At 72.1% G+C, this 16,970-nt stretch carries 13 protein-coding genes, 2 tRNA genes and 1 other RNA gene; 11 read left to right on the top strand and 5 right to left on the bottom strand.

Going from position 1 to position 16,970, the window contains the following annotated elements; genetic code table 11:
• Window positions 1-76: 76 nt before the first annotated feature.
• Together ACIQMJ_RS04155 and ACIQMJ_RS04150 are read left to right on the top strand one after the other, a co-directional pair.
• Window positions 77-161 (top strand) — tRNA-Ser (locus tag ACIQMJ_RS04155).
• A gap of 414 nt (window positions 162-575) precedes the next feature.
• On the top strand, window positions 576-3,026 hold the full coding sequence (locus ACIQMJ_RS04150; protein WP_499759523.1) for a DUF8508 domain-containing protein: 2,451 nt from the start codon (window positions 576-578) through the stop codon (window positions 3,024-3,026).
• A gap of 67 nt (window positions 3,027-3,093) precedes the next feature.
• Here ACIQMJ_RS04150 and ACIQMJ_RS04145 read toward each other — a convergent pair whose 3' ends face one another.
• Both ACIQMJ_RS04145 and ACIQMJ_RS04140 read right to left on the bottom strand, forming a co-directional pair.
• A complete protein-coding gene (locus ACIQMJ_RS04145; RefSeq protein WP_499759522.1) occupies window positions 3,094-3,705 on the bottom strand; it encodes a hypothetical protein in 612 nt (203 codons plus the stop codon).
• 117 nt (window positions 3,706-3,822) lie between these two features.
• Window positions 3,823-3,907, bottom strand: a tRNA-Ser gene (locus ACIQMJ_RS04140).
• Between the two features lie 88 nt (window positions 3,908-3,995).
• On the opposite strand from ACIQMJ_RS04140, the gene ACIQMJ_RS04135 reads away from it, so the two are divergent.
• Window positions 3,996-4,913 (top strand): iron-siderophore ABC transporter substrate-binding protein, encoded by a 918-nt coding sequence (locus ACIQMJ_RS04135; RefSeq protein WP_499759521.1) that lies wholly within the window; start codon window positions 3,996-3,998, stop codon window positions 4,911-4,913.
• Here ACIQMJ_RS04135 and ACIQMJ_RS04130 read toward each other — a convergent pair.
• Together ACIQMJ_RS04130 and ACIQMJ_RS04125 are read right to left on the bottom strand one after the other, a co-directional pair.
• On the bottom strand, window positions 4,910-5,182 hold the full coding sequence (locus ACIQMJ_RS04130; RefSeq protein ID WP_499759520.1) for a hypothetical protein: 273 nt from the start codon (window positions 5,180-5,182) through the stop codon (window positions 4,910-4,912). The two genes, ACIQMJ_RS04135 and ACIQMJ_RS04130, sit on opposite strands and share 4 nt — an antisense overlap.
• Window positions 5,179-5,475, bottom strand: coding sequence for a hypothetical protein (locus ACIQMJ_RS04125; protein ID WP_499759519.1), 297 nt, complete (start codon window positions 5,473-5,475; stop codon window positions 5,179-5,181). Before ACIQMJ_RS04125 ends, ACIQMJ_RS04130 begins: the two co-directional genes overlap by 4 nt.
• Before the next feature lie 99 nt (window positions 5,476-5,574).
• Between ACIQMJ_RS04125 and ffs the strand changes: the two genes are divergently transcribed.
• From ffs to ACIQMJ_RS04100, 5 genes are all read left to right on the top strand, one after another.
• Window positions 5,575-5,669: signal recognition particle sRNA small type (gene ffs / locus ACIQMJ_RS04120), an RNA gene on the top strand.
• Window positions 5,670-5,700: 31 nt separating this feature from the next.
• On the top strand, window positions 5,701-8,028 hold the full coding sequence (locus ACIQMJ_RS04115) for a DNA polymerase III subunit gamma and tau (protein WP_499759518.1): 2,328 nt from the start codon (window positions 5,701-5,703) through the stop codon (window positions 8,026-8,028).
• Window positions 8,029-8,102: 74 nt separating this feature from the next.
• Window positions 8,103-8,429 carry a YbaB/EbfC family nucleoid-associated protein gene (locus tag ACIQMJ_RS04110; RefSeq protein WP_267937029.1) on the top strand — a complete coding sequence of 109 codons (327 nt, stop codon included), beginning with the start codon at window positions 8,103-8,105 and terminating at the stop codon, window positions 8,427-8,429.
• Window positions 8,429-9,022 carry a recombination mediator RecR gene (gene recR, locus ACIQMJ_RS04105; RefSeq protein WP_141979645.1) on the top strand — a complete coding sequence of 198 codons (594 nt, stop codon included), beginning with the start codon at window positions 8,429-8,431 and terminating at the stop codon, window positions 9,020-9,022. The genes ACIQMJ_RS04110 and recR overlap by 1 nt, the downstream gene beginning before the upstream one ends.
• A complete protein-coding gene (locus ACIQMJ_RS04100; RefSeq protein WP_499759517.1) occupies window positions 9,019-9,504 on the top strand; it encodes a uridine kinase family protein in 486 nt (161 codons plus the stop codon). The genes recR and ACIQMJ_RS04100 overlap by 4 nt, the downstream gene beginning before the upstream one ends.
• Window positions 9,505-9,788: 284 nt before the next feature.
• Here the strand turns inward: ACIQMJ_RS04100 and ACIQMJ_RS04095 are convergent, their stop codons facing one another.
• Complete coding sequence (locus ACIQMJ_RS04095) at window positions 9,789-13,055, bottom strand: AfsR/SARP family transcriptional regulator (protein WP_499759516.1); 3,267 nt, start codon at window positions 13,053-13,055, stop codon at window positions 9,789-9,791.
• A 231-nt stretch (window positions 13,056-13,286) separates the two neighbouring features.
• Here ACIQMJ_RS04095 and ACIQMJ_RS04090 point away from each other — a divergent pair, with 231 nt between their 5' ends.
• The 3 genes from ACIQMJ_RS04090 to ACIQMJ_RS04080 all read left to right on the top strand — a co-directional run bounded on the left by ACIQMJ_RS04090 (window position 13,287) and on the right by ACIQMJ_RS04080 (window position 16,966).
• Window positions 13,287-14,966 (top strand): ABC transporter substrate-binding protein, encoded by a 1,680-nt coding sequence (locus tag ACIQMJ_RS04090; protein ID WP_499759515.1) that lies wholly within the window; start codon window positions 13,287-13,289, stop codon window positions 14,964-14,966.
• A 72-nt stretch (window positions 14,967-15,038) separates the two neighbouring features.
• A complete protein-coding gene (locus ACIQMJ_RS04085) occupies window positions 15,039-16,043 on the top strand; it encodes an ABC transporter permease (RefSeq protein WP_499759514.1) in 1,005 nt (334 codons plus the stop codon).
• Window positions 16,040-16,966 (top strand): ABC transporter permease, encoded by a 927-nt coding sequence (locus tag ACIQMJ_RS04080; protein WP_499759513.1) that lies wholly within the window; start codon window positions 16,040-16,042, stop codon window positions 16,964-16,966. Before ACIQMJ_RS04085 ends, ACIQMJ_RS04080 begins: the two co-directional genes overlap by 4 nt.
• Window positions 16,967-16,970 lie beyond the last annotated feature (4 nt).

Raw genomic sequence — 16,970 nt, 5'->3', positions numbered from 1 at the left:
CGGACTCTGACCAGCGCGGATGTTCGAGGCGACCCCCGGTTGGGTGGCACCGCACCGGTCTTGTATTGTTCTCGGCGGTGGCGTGTCCGAGCGGCCGAAGGAGCACGCCTCGAAAGCGTGTGAGGTGAAAGCCTCCGTGGGTTCAAATCCCACCGCCACCGCTGCTCAGAGCCCCGGTTGCCGATCATGGCAACCGGGGCTCCGACGTTTCACGGCCTCGGTGCCGGCCGCTCCCGGCGGGTGCGGCGCATCCTGTCCGGCCTGCGTGTGCGGGCAGTCGATCGGACACCCGACCGGGTGCGACTTCGAATCACCCGGCTTCACCTGCCACAAGGGCCGCTGACGCGCGCACGGGCGCCGAGCCGGACCTCGTCAGGTCCGGGTCGGCGCCCCTGTCGTGCCTGTCGTGCCCGTGCCGGCGCTGGGAGGGCCACCGGGAAGGGCACGGCCATGACCCTACCCTACGTTCGAACACACGTTCGATGGCAGGTAATGGTCAACCGTTAGTGACGGTGTCTTCCGTCGTTCACTCGATACGGGGAGGATGCGCGCAGCCGCCAACTACGGAGGACCCGTTGAGACCTACCCCGCTCCGCGTCGGGCTGGCGGTCACCGCCGCCTCCGCCGTGACGCTCGCCCTCGCCACGCCGATCCTCGCGGCACCGAGCCAGGACGGCCTCGTCGCCGAGGTCTACGGCGGCGGCGGCAACTCCGGTGCCACGCTGACCCAGGACTTCGTCGAACTCGGCAACGCGGGCGCCACGCCGCTGGCCGTCGACGGCTGGAGCGTGCAGTACCTCCCGGCGAGCGCGAGCGCGTCCAGCCAGTGGCAGGTCACCCCGCTGACCGGCTCGATCCCCGCCGGCGGCCGGTTCCTGGTCGCCGAGGGCAAGGGCGCGGGCGGCACGGTGGAGCTGCCGACGCCGGACGTCACCGGCACGATCGCCATGGGCGGCACCGGCGGCACGATCGCCCTGGTCACCGCGACCACCCCGTTGACCTGCAAGACCGCCGCCGACTGCGCCGCCGACACCCGCGTGCGCGACCTGGTCGGCTACGGCTCGTCCACCGTGGTCCGCGAGACCTCGCCGACGGCCAACCCGGGCAACACCACCTCCGCGGCCCGGACCGCGTTGACCGACACCGACGACAACGCGGCGGACTTCACCGTCGGCGCGCCGACCCCGGTCAACGCCAAGGGCCAGGGCCCCGGCACCCCCGACCCGGACCCGGAGCCCGAGCCCGGCGACAAGCGCATCCGCGACGTCCAGGGCACGACCCGCGTCTCACCGCTGCTGGGCCAGAAGGTCACCGGCGTGCCCGGCGTCGTCACCGCGACCCGCGCCATCGGCGACCGCGGCTTCTGGATCCAGGACACCGCCCCGGACACCGACCCGCGCACCAGCGAGGGCGTGTTCGTCTACACCGCGGGCCTCGCCCCGACCGTCGAGCCCGGTGACGCGGTGCTGGTCTCCGGCACGGTCGCGGAGTACCGGCCGGGCGGTGACGCGGCGAGCAACTCCAACCAGACGCTCACCGAGATCACCGGCGCGACGGTCACCGTCAAGTCCAAGGGCAACGCCCTGCCCGCGCCGGAGGAGCTGAGCCCGCCGGCGGGCTACCTGCCCACCGCGAACGGCGGCAGCATCGAGGCGCTCCCGCTCGACCCGGCGACCTACGGCCAGGACTACTACGAGTCCCGCGAGGGCATGTACGTCCAGGTGGACGACGCCCGCGTGGTCGGACCCACGAACAGCTTCGGCGAGACGTGGATCACCACCCTCCCGGACCAGAACCCGACCGCCCGCGGCGGCACGATCTACCTCGGCTACGACCAGCCCAACAGCGGCCGGATCAAGGTCAAGCCGGGTGCGGCGGCGCCGCAGACCAGCAACGTCGGCGACGTGTGGCGCGGCGCGACGGTCGGCAACGTCGAGTACACCAACTTCGGCGGCTACACCCTGGCCACGAAGACCGTCGGCGAGCACGTGTCCGGCGGCATCACGCCCGAGGTCACCGACCAGCAGCGCGCGTTCGAGCTGTCGGTGGCCACCTACAACGTGGAGAACCTGGCCGCCACGAACGACCAGGCCAAGTTCGACCGCCTCGCCGCGGCCGTGGTGCACAACCTGCGGAACCCGGACGTCGTGGTGCTGGAGGAGATCCAGGACAACAACGGCGCGACCGACGACGGCACGGTGGCGGCGGACGCGACGTTCGCCAGGTTCACCGACGCGATCGTGGCCGCGGGCGGCCCGCGCTACCAGTGGCGCCAGATCGACCCGGTCAACAAGGCCGACGGCGGCGAGCCGGGCGGCAACATCCGGGTGGCGTTCCTGTTCAACCCGGCCCGGGTGTCCTTCGTGGACCGCGCGGGCGGCGACGCCACCACGCCGGTGTCCGTCGTGCAGCAGCACGGCCGCGCCGCGCTGTCGGTGTCGCCGGGCCGCATCGCGCCCGCCGACCCGGCGTGGAACAGCAGCCGCAAGCCGCTGGCCGGCGAGTTCAAGTTCCGCGGCCGCACGGTGTTCGTGGTCGCGAACCACTTCAACTCCAAGGGCGGCGACCAGGCCATGCACGGTCGTTACCAGGAGCCGGTGCGCAGCTCGGAGGTGCAGCGCGCTCAGCAGGCCGCGCTGCTGCGCGGTTTCGTGGACCAGGTCAAGGCCGTCGACAAGGGCGCCAACGTGGTCCTCGCGGGTGACATCAACGACTACCAGTTCTCGCCCGCGGTCCGCACGCTGACCGGCAACGGCGACGTGGTGGCCCTGATCGACACCCTGCCCGCGGCCGAGCGGTACAGCTACGTGTTCGAGGGCAACTCGCAGACCCTCGACCACATCCTGATCAGCGCCAACATCATCCGGTACCGCTACGACGTGGTGCACGTCAACGCGGAGTTCGCCGACCAGGCCAGCGACCACGACCCGCAGGTCGTGAAGCTGCGCCCGAGCTCCGGCATCGCGCACGTCGACCAGCTGCTGTTCCTGCTGGAGGACATCGCGGCGCACGTGCCCCGGCCGTAGCCGGCGGCGACAGGCCGACCAGGCCCCCTCGGACGCGGAGTCCGAGGGGGCCTTTCCTTCGCCGCGATCAGCTCCGGGTGGGCGCGACCGTCGTGGTCGGGTAGGCCGTGGTGGTCGGCTTCTGGGTGGTGGTCGGGAAGGCCGTCGTCGTGGTGGGCGCGACCGTCGTGGTCGGCGGCAACGACGTCGTGGTGGGCCGCGGCGTGGTGGTCGGCGCCTGCGTGGTGGTGGTGGTGGGCCGCGGCGTGGTGGTGGGTGCCTGCGTCGTCGTGGTGGGACGCGGGGTGGTGGTGGGCGGCTGGGGCGCGTCAGCGCACTGCGCGTCCTTCGGCAGGTTGGCGAGCGCGTCGCCCTTGAAGTAGATGGCGCTGGCCCACTGCGTGCCACCGTCCTGCCTGCCGACGTTGAGCCACACGTCGTTGGTGTAGCCGAAGTCCGTGACCGACTCGCCGTGCACCCAGCAGTAGGCCCCCACCGTCCAGCCGGCCAGGATCGGGCTCCCCGGCGCCGTCGTGCACGCCGTCGAAGGGCAGTGCCGGACGTTGACGTCGTGCCACGCCGTGGCGCTGTACTGCGCCGGCCCGCTCGCCCCCACCTCGGCCGCCGCCGTGGCCGCACCACCGGCGATCAGGCCGGCGGCGGCAGCGGCCACCGCGGCGGCCGTCGTGACGATCCTCATGCGTGTCCTCCCAGTAATCGGTCGATCACTGGTTTAAACGCTTCCGGAGGCGCAGAACGTTGCATCGCGCACACGACGAAGCCCCGGTCACCTGGTGGTGACCGGGGCTTCGGTCTGCGGAGGATACGGGATTTGAACCCGTGAGGGGGTTAACCCAACACGATTTCCAGTCGTGCGCACTAGGCCGCTATGCGAATCCTCCGTGGCGGAGTCTAACGGAGGGTCCGCGCCGCTCCCAAAACGGGTGGTCGGTCGCATCGGCCGCCAATGGATTCGGTTAGCCTTGCCTAATGAAGCGTGGTCTCGTGGTTGCCCTGTCCGCCCTGCTCCTGGCCGCTTGCGGTGGTGGGGGCGGTGGGTCCGAGCCGGCGTCGTCCGGGGTGACGGTCGACACGCGGTTCGGTCCCGTGACGATCGACAAGCCGCCGACGCGCGTGGTGGCACTGGGGTGGTCGGACGCGGAGACCGCGCTCGCGCTCGGTGTGCAGCCCGTGGGCGCGAGCGACTGGCTGGCGTTCGGCGGCAAGGGCGTCGGGCCGTGGGCGGAAGGGCTCTACCGGCAGGCGCCGACGCTGCTCGGCACCACCGAGATCGACTACGAGGCCGTCGCCGCACTCCAGCCCGACCTCATCCTCAACACCCGGTCGGACAACGACGAGGCCAAGCACGAGAAGCTGTCCAAGATCGCGCCCACGATCGGCGCGCCGAAGGACGTCATCCCGTACGGCACCTCGTGGCGGCAGCAGGTCGAGCTGGTCGCGAAGGCGCTGGGCAAGGTGTCCGAGGGCGAGCGGATCGTCGCCGACCTGGACGCGAAGTTCGCCGCGAACAAGAAGTTCGACGGCAAGACCACCGTGGTCGGCGCGTACTTCGACGGCAAGTTCGGCGCGTACGTCTCCGGCGACCCCCGTGCCGACTTCATGAAGGCCATCGGCTTCACGCTCCGCAAGGACGTCGAGGACCTGACGTCGGGCACCTTCTACGTCGACATCTCCGCCGAACGGCTGGACCTGCTCACCGCCGACCTGAGCGTGCTGTTCCCCATCGGCGGCGACGCGACCGCGCTCAAGGCCAACCCGCTGGTGCCGGAGAAGGCGCTGGTCCTGGAGGACAAGAGCCTGATCAACGCCTTCTCCAGCGGTTCGTCGCTCGGCATGGCCTACGCGCTCGACCAGGCCGTGCCGCTGTTCACCGGGGCGCTCGGCTAGCAGAACCAGCCGTCGGCGACCCAGCCGTTGGCGTTGATGTGGCCGTAGGCGAAGCCGTAGATGTAGTTGCCCGACTTCGGCCCCTTCACCAGGAACGTCTGACCCCGGTAGAGGGTGCCCATCCACGGGCCGTCGTTGGGTGCGGTGCGGACGTAGAGGTCGTTGGCGCACACGGTCTCGCGTTCGCCGACCGTGCCGTTGGCGGCCTGGGCGGGTGTCGCGGTGACGACGAGCGCGACCGCGGCGACCAGGGCTGCTGCTGCTCTCACCACGAGTCGTACCCCCCGATGCACTCGATCCGGATGTACCCCCAGTCGTTGGGGCCGAAGTCCATGCTCGCCGCCCACCCGTTGTAGACGGGGTGGGCGCCGGGCGTGTGGCCGATCTTGTTGCCGTAGGTCAGGGTGCGCTTGAACTCGACCGGGCCGACGGCGTGGTCGTAGTTGCCGTAGAAGCTCGCGGTCTGGCAGATGACGATGGCGTGCCGGGGCGGTACCGGGTCGGCCGCCGCGGTGGTGGCTCCGAGCAACAGGGCGGTGCACGCGAGGACGAGCGCCCTCATCTGGTTCCTCCTTCACCGGGTAGTGCCACTTTCCGGTGAAATTCTCCCGTGCCGGGAGTGGGTGGGGACAGGTCCGGTGGGGCGACCGGCTACACTGAACGCGGACCTCGTGCGGCACACATCTCGCGAACCTCCCCAGGGCCGGAAGGCAGCAAGGATAAGCGGGCTCTGGTGGGTGCACGGGGTCCCCTTTCTTTGTCGGACCCTCCCGGTAAGGTCGCCGACGTGGCGCTCGCCCTCTACCGCAAGTACCGTCCGGCGACCTTCGGCGAGGTCGTCGGTCAGGAGCACGTCACCGAACCGCTGCGCACCGCCCTGGCGGCCGGTCGGGTCAACCACGCGTACCTGTTCTCCGGGCCGCGCGGCTGCGGCAAGACGTCCAGCGCGCGGATCATGGCGCGCTCGCTGAACTGCGTGCAGGGGCCCACGCCCGACCCGTGCGGCGAGTGCAACTCGTGCGTGGGCCTCGCGCCCAACGGGCCGGGCAGCGTGGACGTGGTGGAGCTCGACGCGGCCAGCCACGGCGGCGTGGACGACGCCCGCGAGCTGCGGGACAAGGCGTTCTACGCGCCGGCCGAGTCGCGGTACCGGGTGTTCATCATCGACGAGGCGCACATGGTCACCACGCAGGGCTTCAACGCCCTGCTGAAGATCGTGGAAGAGCCGCCCGAGCACCTGATCTTCATCTTCGCCACCACCGAGCCGGACAAGGTGCTGCCCACCATCCGCTCGCGCACGCACCACTACCCGTTCCGGCTGATCCCGCCGAGCTCGATGCGCGCGCTGCTGGAGCGCAACTGCGCCGCCGAGGGCGTGGCGGTCGAGCCGTCGGTGTTCCCGCTGGTCATCCGGGCGGGCGGCGGCTCGGCGCGGGACACGCAGTCGGTGATGGACCAGCTGCTGTCCGGCGCGGGCCCCGAGGGCGTGCGCTACGAGCGGGCGATCGCGCTGCTCGGCGTGACGGACGTGGCGCTGATCGACGACGTGGTGGACGGCCTCGCGCAGGGCGACGGCTCGGCGGTGTTCGGCACCATCGACCGCCTGGTCGACGCCGGGCACGACCCGCGCCGCTTCGCGTCCGACCTGCTCGACCGGCTGCGCGACCTGGTGCTGCTGCACGCCGTGCCCGACGCGGCGGAGCGCGGCCTGGTGTCCGCGCCGGACGACGAGCTGGCCAAGATGATCGCGCAGCGCGACGCGACCCGGCCCGCGACGGTCACCCGTTGGGCGGAAATCCTGCACCAGGGCCTGACCGAGATGCGCGGCTCGACCGCGCCCCGCCTGCTGCTCGAACTGGTGAGCGCGCGGATGCTGCTGCCGTCGGTCGGCGACGTCGAGTCGGGCCTGCTGCAACGCGTGGAACAGCTGGAGCGCCACGGCCCACCGGCCGGCGGCGCGGCGGCGGGGTCCGCCCCGGAGACCCGCTTCCAGCGCCCCTCGCAACGCGCCGCCGACCCCGCGCCGGCACCGGCCCAGGGCGCCGCACCGGCCGCACCGCCGGTCGACCGCCCCGCCACGCCCGCACCGCAGGCCGCGCCGCCCGCGGGCCCGCCCGGACTGCCCCCGCCGCCGGTGCTGCGGTCGGCCGCCATGAGGTCGGCCGGCACCCCGAGCGCCGGCGAAGGCACGCCCGCCGCACCGCCCGCGTCCGGGTCACCCGCCGCCGCGCCGCAGGGCGTTGGGTCGCAGAGTGGTGGTGTGCAGAGCGGTGGTGTGCAGGCCGCCGCGCCGCCGGCCGGTCCGCCGCACGCCGCCGCGCCACAGCCCGGTGGGCCGTCCGCTGTCGCGCCCCAGCCCGCCGCGCCGCACGCCGTCGCGCCGCACTCGGGCGAGGACCAGCGTGGTCAGGGCGTCGGGCCGCACGCCGCGCAGCCGCCGTCCGGTGCGCCGGGCGAGTGGCCGGCCGCCACGCCGCCCGCCGGCGTGCCCGCGCCGGCCGCCCAGGCCGCCCAGGTCGCACCCGCGCCGTCCGCCGGCGGTGTCGACGCGGTCGAGGTGAGGCGGCGCTGGTCGGAGTTGCTGGGCGTGGTCCGCGGCACGAGCCGCAGCACCGAGGCGATGCTCACCAACGCCACGGTCGCCGACGTCGACGGCACCACCGTCACCCTCGCCCACACCTCCGCGCCGCTGGCCCGCCGGCTCGCCGAACCGCGCAACGCCGACGCCATCGCCGCCGCGTTCGCGCAGGTCCTCGGCGGCACGTGGCAGGTCAGGTGCGTGCACGGCGACGCGAGCGCCGCGGCCCCGTCCCGCCCGGCACCGCAGAAGCCGCAACGGCCCGCGCCGACCCGGCCGAGCCAGGCGCAGCAGCCGGGCCAGCGCCCCGAGCCGGGCCGGTCCGCGCCGTCCGGCCGCCCGGCCGTCGACGACGTGCCGCCGCCGCCCGAGCCGCCGGAGCCCGATGAGCCCCTCCCGCCGGAGCCGGTGGACGAGGAGGAGATGCTGGCCGAGGCCGCCCTCCCCGGCGACGCGGACGACCAGCGGCTCGACCCGGAGGCCGTGGTGCTCAAGCTCCTCGCCGACGAGCTTGGCGCTCGGCCGTTGAAGGGCTGATCGACGCGACTACGCTGGTGAACGGCGGCAGACCCCGAAGAGAGGAACCCGCGGTGCAACCCGGTGGGCCCAACATGCAGCAAATCCTCCAGCAGGCGCAGAAGATGCAGCAGCAGCTCGCTGAAGCCCAGCAGGAGCTGGCCGAGGCCGAGGTGACCGGCACCGCCGGCGGTGGTCTGGTCACCGCCGTCGTGTCCGGCGGCGGCGAGCTCAAGAGCCTGAACATCGACCCGAAGGCGGTCGACCCGGACGACGTCGAGACGCTGTCCGACCTGGTCGTCGCGGCCGTGCGCGACGCCAACCGCGCGGCGCAGGAGCTGGCGGCCCAGAAGATGGGCCCGCTCGCCAGCGGCATGGGCGGGATGGACGACCTGGGCGGTCTCGGGAAGCTGTTCGGCTGATGTACGAGGGGCCCGTCCAGGACTTGATCGACGAGCTCGGCAGGCTGCCGGGCGTCGGTCCGAAGAGCGCGCAGCGCATCGCCTTCCACCTGCTCGCCGCGGACCCGGCCGACATCGGCCGGCTCCAGGACGCGTTGCAGAAGGTCAAGGACGGCGTGGTGTTCTGCGACGTGTGCGGCAACGTCTCGGCCGAGACGACCTGCCGCATCTGTCGCGACCCCCGCCGCGACCTGACCCTGATCTGCGTGGTGGAGGAGCCGAAGGACGTGCTCGCGGTCGAGCGGACCCGCGAGTTCAAGGGCCGCTACCACGTCCTGGGCGGCGCGCTCGACCCGTTGTCGGGCGTCGGGCCGGACCAGCTGCGGATCAGGCAGCTGCTCACCCGGATCGGCACGGAGGTGTCGGAGATCATCATCGCCACGGACCCGAACACGGAGGGCGAGGCCACGGCGACGTACCTGGTGCGGATGCTGCGGGACTTCCCCGGCCTCACCGTGACCAGGCTCGCGTCGGGCCTGCCGATGGGCGGTGACCTGGAGTTCGCCGACGAGCTCACCCTGGGCCGGGCCCTGTCCGGCCGGCGCAGCATGTGAGGCTCGTCGCGGTCGACGGGCCGTCGGGCTCGGGCAAGTCGACGTTCGCCGCGCGCCTGGCGCTGAAGCTGGGCGCGACCGTGGTGCCGACGGACCACTTCGCCACCTGGACCGACCCGGTGTCGTGGTGGCCGCGCCTGGTCGCCGAGGTCCTCGACCCGCTCTGGCAGGGCCGCGCGGCCCGCTACCGGCGGATGGAGTGGGCCGGGGGCTGGGCGCGCCCCGGCGCGTGGGTGGACGTGCCGGTGCCGGACGTGCTGATCATCGAGGGCGTCTCGGCGGCCCGGCGCTCGATCGCGCCACGCCTGGACGAGGTGATCTGGGTCGAGGTGCCCGACCCGGCGGAGCGGTTGCGCCGTGCCGTCGAACGGGACGGCGAGGCCAACCGCGCGCACCTGCGGCGCTGGCAGGCGTTCGAACGCGGTTGGTTCGCCGTGGACGGCACGAAGGCACGCGCCGACCGGTTCGTGACGCCGGACTGAGCACGCGCCCCTACGGGGGCACAGCGGCCCACCGGCCCCGCCATGCGGTGGCTGCATCGACCCGACCGGGTGGGACTGCGTCCGCCCTGAGCTGGCTGCACCTGCTCGGCGTTGATTGCATACGCCCGGCATCGATGCATGCGCCCGGCATCGACAGAAGCCGCCCAGCGCCGGCCGCCCAGTGCCGGCAGTGCAGTGCGGGGCAGTCCAGGGCCAGCCGCCGTGTGTCGGCAGGGGACACGTCAGCCCTGCGTCGGCACCGCCCCGTCGCAAGCCGGCCGGGGTCAGTCCTGGCCGTCCAGCGACGCCCGCACCACGTCCGCCTCCGGCGACCCGATCGCGGTGAACCACTCCAGGGCCGTCCGCCAGTGCCGTAGTGCGCCCGCACCGTCCCCCTTGGCGGCCAGGACGTCACCCGCCAGGTGCGCGGCCCGCGCGTGCACGCACCGCTGCCCCGTGGCGCGGCTCAGCTCCAGGCACCGCAGCGCCAGGTCGAGCGCCTGGGCCACGTCACCCTGGTCGAGCCTGACCCGCCCGAGCACGGCCAGCACGTCCACCTCGGCGATCCGCAACCGGTAGCGCACGGCGCTGTCCAGGGCCTGGGTCGCCGAGTACCGCGCCTCGTCCAGCCGGCCCGCCGCGCGGTGCGCCAGCGCCAGGCCGCGCCGCGCAGCGACGATCCCCAGCGGGTAGCCGGTCTCCTCGGCGATGCGCAGCGCCTCCGTGGTGCGCTCGACCGCCTCCTCCAGCCTGCCCAACCCGCACAGCGCCTCACCCAGCGCGTTCTTCGCGTCGCACAGCCCCTTGAGATTGCCCAGCTCCTCCGCGATGCCGACCGCCCGCCCGGCCTCGTGCGCCGCGTCGGCCCACCGCCCTCTCATCACGTACGTCAACGCCAAGCCCTCGTGCGAGAAGTGCGCGAATCCCCGCGCACCGGCCCGCTCGTACAGCTCGCCGCACCGCTCGTACAGCTCGGCGGCCCGCTGCGGCCGGCCCAGGAACAGGTGCACCTCGGCCAGCGCCCGGTGGCTGTCGGCCTGCGTCATCCACGCGCCGAGCCGGTTGCCGACGTCCAGCGCGCCCTCGAACGACGACACGGCCCGGTCCAGCTGGCCGAGCTGCATGTAGACGCCGCCGAGGTTGAGCTGGGCGATGCCCTCCTGCTGCAACGCCCCGATGGACCGCGTGATGACGAGCGCGCGTTCCAGGTGCTCCGCGGCCTGCTCCAGGTCGCCGATGTCGATGCAGACCGCGCCGAGGTTCGCCAGCACGGCGGCCTCGACGGCGGGCGCGGCGCCGGTGCGCTGCTGGATCGGGATGGCCCGGCGGAAGTAGTCGACGGCCACCCGGTGCTGCCCGATCGCCCAGTACAGCGTCCCCAGCGACGACAGCATCGCCACCTCGCCGACCGCGTCCTGCGACGCCTGGGCCACGGCCAGCCCGGCCTTCGCGGTCGCGAGCCACTCCACCGGTAACCCGATCGTGTAGAAGTAGCGCCGCAGCGCGTCGGCGAGCTGCCACACGTCCCGGTCGGGTTGGCGGTCGGCGGCGTGCACGACGAGGCCGACCAGGTTGCCGCGCTCGGCGTCCAGCCAGGCCAGGGCCTCGGCCGAGGTGGAGAACAGGCGCGGCGTCACGCCCGCCACCACGTCGTGGCGCGGCAGCCGCAGCAACGTGGACTTGAACGCGTCGGTGGCGTTGTCGACCGTCCGGATCGACCAGTCCAGCAGCCGCCGCGACGCCTGCGCGCTCTCCGCCGCGTCGTCCTCGACCTCGCGCCGCTCGGTGGCGTAGTCGCGCAGCAGGTCGTGGAACTGGTAGCGGCCGGGTGCGTGGTTGTCCACGAGGTTCGCGGTGGCCAGCCGGTCCAGCCGCCGCCGCGCGTCCTGCGTGGTCAGCCCGCCCAGCGCGGCCGCCACGTCGGGTGTGATGTCGCCCGGCGCGAGCGACAGCAGCCGGAACAGCGACGCCAGCTCCGGCTTGAGCGCCGTGTACGACAGGTCGAACGCGGCGTGCACGGCGGCCCGCTCGTCGCCCTCCACGGCCAGCGCCGCCAGCCGGTTGCCCGCGCGCAGCTCCTCCACGTAGGAGGCGATGGTGATCTCCGGCCGGGACAGCAGGTTGGCCGCCGCGATCCGCAGCGCCAGCGGCAGGTGAGCGCACAGCTCGGCCAGCTCGTCGGCCGCGTCGGACTGCGCCGCGACCACGTCGTCGCCGAGCATCCCCGCCAGCAGCGCCCGCGTCTCGGACCGGTCGAGCACGTCGAGCCGCACGTTGGACGCGGCGTGGCTGACCGCCAGCCCGCGCAGGGTGTCACGGCTGGTCACGAGCACCGCGCAGCCCGGTGAGCCGGGCAGCAGCGGCCGGATCTGCTCGGCGTTGGCGGCGTTGTCGAGCACCAGCAGCACCTGCTGGTCGGTCAGCCGGGACCGGAACATCGCCTCCTGCTCGTCCTGGTCCAGCGGCACCGACTCCGGCGGCACGCCCTGGGCCCGCAGGAACCGCGGCAGCACGTCCACCGCGCTCAGCGGCGGCCCCTGGGCGTAGCCGCGCAGGTTCACGTACAGCTGCCCGTCGGGGAAGAAGTGCCGCATCTTGTGCGCCGCGTGCACGGCCAGCGCCGTCTTGCCCACGCCGGGCGGCCCGGCCAGTGTGACCACCGGCACGCCCTGCGCGGTCCGCAGCAGCGCTTCGATGAGCTGGACGGCCTGCTCGCGGCCCACGAAGTCGCCGATGTCGGCGGGCAGCTGCGAGGGCACCACCCGGTCGCGCCGCGCGGCGGGCGCGTTCGGCCCGAGGTCGAGAGCGGGCGACCCGCCGAGCACCTGCTGGTGCACGCGCCGCAGCTCGTCGCCGGGGTCGATGCCGAGCTGCTCGGCCAGCAGCCCGCTGACCCGCCGGTACGCGCCGATCGCGTCGGCCTGCCGCCCGGACCGGTACAGCGCGACCATGAGCTGCGCCCACAGCCGTTCCCGCAACGGGTGCTCGCTGGTCAGCCGGGACAGCTCGGGGATCAGCTCGGCGTGGCGGCCCAGCTCCAGGTCGACCTCGACCCGCCGCTCCTCCACGTGCAACCGGCGTTCGCCCAGGCGGGGGACTTCGTCGCGGTGCAGGACCTCCGACGGCACGTCCACCATCGCCGGGCCGCGCCACAGCGCCAGCGCCGCGGTGAAGATCGCCGAGGCCGACTCCAGCCTGCCCGCGGCCCGCTCCCGCTCGCCCTCCTCGACGAGCTGCTCGAACCGCATCACGTCGATGGTGCGCTCGTCGACGTCGATCAGGTAGCCGTCGGGCACGGTCCGGATCGGCACGGCCGGGCCGAGCACCTGGCGCAGCCGCATCACGTAGGTCTGCAGCGTGCCGCGTGCCCGCGCGGGAGGCTCGGCGCCCCAGATGTGCTCCGCCAACTCGTCCACCGAGACACCGGCCCCGGCGCGCATGAGCAGCGACACCAGCAGCGAGCGCTGCCGCCCCGCCCGCACCACGACCTGCTCGCCGTCGACCAGCACCTGCAACGGGCCGAGGACGCGGAACTCGACCACTGGGCTCACCGGCGACCTCCCTCCGCGGCTGTGCGGGTTTCTGTTGTCCGTTGTACAGCGTAGGAGGACGTTTGCCCGATCGTCCGTGGTCACGTTGGGTCAGCGGAGCTGTGCCGTCCGTGTGTTAATGCTGATTCACGTGGCCGGATCGTGACCTGGGCCGAGTCGGAAGGGTGTTGGTGACCGGTTAGGGTCCGTGACCACACCGTGAGATCCCGGATTTCCCTAGGGGTGTGTCAAATGCTTCAATTTCGAACGGCCCGGCGCCGATGGTTGGCCGCGATCGGCCTGACCGGCGTCGCGGCACTGGCACTGTCGGCCTGTGCCCAATCCGAGCGCACGGACGACTCGGGGTCCGGCAAGGTCGGCGGCACGATGGTCTTCGGCGCCGCGGGCGAGCCCAAGAACTTCGACCCGATCTTCAACGACGACGGCGAGAGCTTCCGCCCCATCCGCCAGATGTTCGACACGCTGGTCACCTACAAGCGGGGCACCGCCGACCTCGCGCCGGGTCTCGCGGAGAAGTGGACGCCCAGCGAAGACGGCACGTCGTGGACGTTCGACCTGCGCAAGAACGTCAAGTTCCACGACGGCACGCCGTTCAACGCCGAGGCCGTGTGCTTCAACTTCGACCGCTGGTTCAACATGAAGGGCGCCGCCGCCCAGAGCCAGATGATCTACTACGGCGACGTGTTCGAGGGCTTCGCCAAGAACGAGGGCGACGCGGCCGGTGAGCCGGTCTACAAGTCCTGCGACGCCAAGGACGAGCACACCGCGGTCCTGAACCTGAACAAGTACAAGGGTGCCTTCCCGGCGGCGTTCGGTTTGACCGCGCTGTCCATCTCCAGCCCCGAGGCGCTGAAGAAGTACGACGCGGACAACGTCGTGCAGTCCGGCGACTCGTTCACCTACCCGGCTTACGCCACCGAGCACCCGACCGGGACCGGCGCGTTCAAGCTGGAGAAGTTCGACAAGGCGAACAAGACCATCACCCTGGTCCGCAACGACGACTACTGGGGTGAGAAGGCCAAGCTCGACAAGCTGATCTTCAAGATCATCCCGGACGAGAACGCGCGCAAGCAGGAGCTCAAGGCCGGCACGATCGACGGCTACGACTTCCCGAGTCCGGCCGACTACAACTCGCTGAAGTCCGACGGTTTCAACGTCACGCCGCGGCCCGCGTTCAACATCCTGTACCTGGGCATCAACGGCGCGAACAACCCGGCGCTGAAGGACCTGCGGGTCCGCCAGGCCATCGCCTACGCGGTCAACCGCGACCAGCTGGTGAAGACCAAGCTGCCGCTGGGCGCCGAGGTGGCGACGCAGTTCATGCCGAAGACGGTCGCGGGCTACGCCGACGACGTGCAGCAGTACCCGCACGACGTGGCCAAGGCCAAGGAGCTGCTGACGCAGGCGGGCGTGTCGAACCTGACGCTGAACTTCTACGTGCCCACCGAGGTCAGCCGGCCGTACATGCCGAACCCGTCCGAGATCGCGGCCGTGATCGCCGACGACCTCAAGGCCGCGGGCATCAACGCGCAGATCGTCTCCCGCCCGTGGAACGGCGGCTACAAGGACGACGTGCAGAAGCTCGGCAAGCACGACCTGCACCTGCTCGGCTGGACCGGTGACTACAACGACGCCGGCAACTTCATCGGCACGTTCTTCGGCCGTGAGAAGAAGGAGTTCGGCTTCGCCGACCCGGCCATGTTCGACGCGATCGCCGCGGCCGACGCGGTGGTCGACCAGGACAAGCACGCGGACGCCTACAAGCAGGTGAGCCGCGACATCATGAGCAAGTACCTGCCCGCGATCCCGGTGTCCCACTCGCCGCCGGCGATCGTGGTCAGCAGCAAGATCACGGGCCTCGTCCCGAGCCCGCTGACCGACGAGCGCTTCGACACGGTGAGCAAGGGCTGAACCGAACGGTAGGCGGGTGGTGGCGTCCGTGACCCGGGCGTCACCACCCGTGCTGTCCAGAGGGTTTCCATCATGCTGCGATTCATAGTCCGACGCCTGCTCCAGGCGATCCCCACACTGCTGATCCTGTCGCTGCTGGTCTTCGTCTGGCTGCGGTCGCTGCCCGGGGGACCCTCGGGCGCCCTGCTCGGCGACAAGGCGACCCCGGAGAAGATCGAGGCGCTCAACAAGGTCCTCGGTCTCGACCAGCCGATCTTCATCCAGTACTTCAAGTTCCTGGGCCGCATCCTCAGCGGCGACTTCGGCAGCTCGCTGATCAGCGGCGAGCCGGTGGTGGCCGAGATCAGCCGCGCGCTGCCCGCCACCATCGAGCTGTCGCTGGCCGCGCTGCTGTTCGCCGTGGTGCTGGGCATCCCGCTCGGCTACCTGGCGGCCAGCAACCGGGGCCGGTTCCTGGACAACTCCACCGTCATCGGCACGCTGGTCGGCGTGGCCGTGCCGGTGTTCTTCCTCGGCATCCTGCTCAAGCAGCTGTTCGCGCAGGACCTGGCGCTGTTCCCGCCGTCGGGCCGGCAGGACGTCACGATCGACCCGACCCACGTGACGAACTTCGCCGTGCTGGACGGCCTGCTCACCCAGGAGTGGGACGCCGCGGCCGACGCGCTGTGGCACCTGGTGCTGCCCGCGATCGCGCTGGGCACCATCCCGCTCGCGGTGATCGTGCGGATCACCCGCGCCTCGGTGCTCGACGTGCTCAACGAGGACTTCGTCCGCACGGCGAACGCCAAGGGCCTCCAGGCGCAGCTGATCCGGCGCCGGCACGTGCTGCGCAACGCGATGCTGCCGGTGTCCACGACGATCGGCCTGCAGACCGGTCTGCTGCTGGGCGGCGCCGTGCTCACCGAGCGGGTGTTCGTGTGGGGCGGGCTGGGGTCGTTGCTGGCCCAGGGGATCGAGCGCCGGGACTACCCGCGGTTGCAGGCGTTGCTGCTGCTCGCGGCCGTGGTCTACGTCCTCGTGAACCTGCTGGTCGACATCTCCTACGCGATCATCGACCCGAGGGTGCGGGCATCATGACCAGTCTCCTCAAGCGCAAGAAGGCGCGGGTCGACGCGCTGGCCGAGTCGGCGGGCACGAGCCTCGCGGCCGACGCGGTGAAGCGGATGCTGCGCAGCCCGGTGGCCCTGCTGGGCGCGTTCCTGGTGCTGCTGTTCCTGGTGCTGGCCATCGTGGCGCCGTTCATCGCGCCCAAGGACCCGTACCAGCGCTACCCGGAGCTGCTGGCGGACCTGCGGCCGGACTTCATCCCCGGCGCGCAGCCGGGGTTCCTGCTCGGCGGCGACGAGCTGGGCCGCGACTTCTTCAGCCGGCTGCTGGTCGGCGCGCAGCAGTCGCTGGTCGTGGGCGTCGGCGCGACGTTGATCGGCCTGGTCCTGGGCATGATCATCGGCGGGCTGGCGGGCGCGTTCGGCGGCTGGGTGGACAGCTGGCTGATGCGGTTCACCGACATCATGCTGTCGATCCCGAGCCTGCTGCTGGCGATCTCGATCGCGGCGCTGGCCAGCCGGGGCAGCCAGACCACGGTGATCATCGCGGTCGCGGTGACCACGGTGCCGATCTTCGCCCGGCTGCTGCGCGGCGCGATGCTCGCGCAGCGGCACAGCGACCACGTGCTGGCCGCGACGGCGCTGGGCGTGCGGCGGCGGACCGTCGTGTTCCGGCACATGCTGCCGAACTCGCTCGGCCCGGTCATCGTGCAGGCGACGCTGACGCTGGCGACCGCGATCATCGAGGCCGCGTCGCTGTCGTTCCTCGGCCTGGGCGACCCGGACCCGTCGCGGGCCGAGTGGGGTCTGATGCTCGGCAACTCGCAGCGCTACATCGACGTCAAGCCGGAGCTGGCGTTCTACCCGGCCATCGCCATCATCATCGTCGCGCTGGGCTTCACCCTGCTCGGCGAGTCGTTGCGCGAGGCGCTCGACCCGAAGAACCGGAGGTGAACCG

The organism is Actinosynnema sp. NPDC091369, assembly GCF_044757065.1.
Classification (GTDB): domain Bacteria; phylum Actinomycetota; class Actinomycetes; order Mycobacteriales; family Pseudonocardiaceae; genus Actinosynnema.
The sequence above is the reverse complement of the archived record's forward strand: the minus strand, read 5'-3'. Positions and strand labels throughout refer to the sequence as shown.

Excerpts from the sequence above, each read along its gene's own strand:
- ACIQMJ_RS04145 (WP_499759522.1), bottom strand. The coding sequence starts at position 3,705 with ATGAGGATCGTCACGACGGCCGCCGCGGTGGCCGCTGCCGCCGCCGGC.
- ACIQMJ_RS04135 (WP_499759521.1), top strand. The coding sequence starts at position 3,996 with ATGAAGCGTGGTCTCGTGGTTGCCCTGTCCGCCCTGCTCCTGGCCGCT.
- ACIQMJ_RS04125 (WP_499759519.1), bottom strand. The coding sequence starts at position 5,475 with ATGAGGGCGCTCGTCCTCGCGTGCACCGCCCTGTTGCTCGGAGCCACC.
- ACIQMJ_RS04110 (WP_267937029.1), top strand. The coding sequence starts at position 8,103 with ATGCAGCAAATCCTCCAGCAGGCGCAGAAGATGCAGCAGCAGCTCGCT.
- recR (WP_141979645.1), top strand. The coding sequence starts at position 8,429 with ATGTACGAGGGGCCCGTCCAGGACTTGATCGACGAGCTCGGCAGGCTG.
- ACIQMJ_RS04090 (WP_499759515.1), top strand. The coding sequence starts at position 13,287 with ATGCTTCAATTTCGAACGGCCCGGCGCCGATGGTTGGCCGCGATCGGC.
- ACIQMJ_RS04085 (WP_499759514.1), top strand. The coding sequence starts at position 15,039 with ATGCTGCGATTCATAGTCCGACGCCTGCTCCAGGCGATCCCCACACTG.
- ACIQMJ_RS04080 (WP_499759513.1), top strand. The coding sequence starts at position 16,040 with ATGACCAGTCTCCTCAAGCGCAAGAAGGCGCGGGTCGACGCGCTGGCC.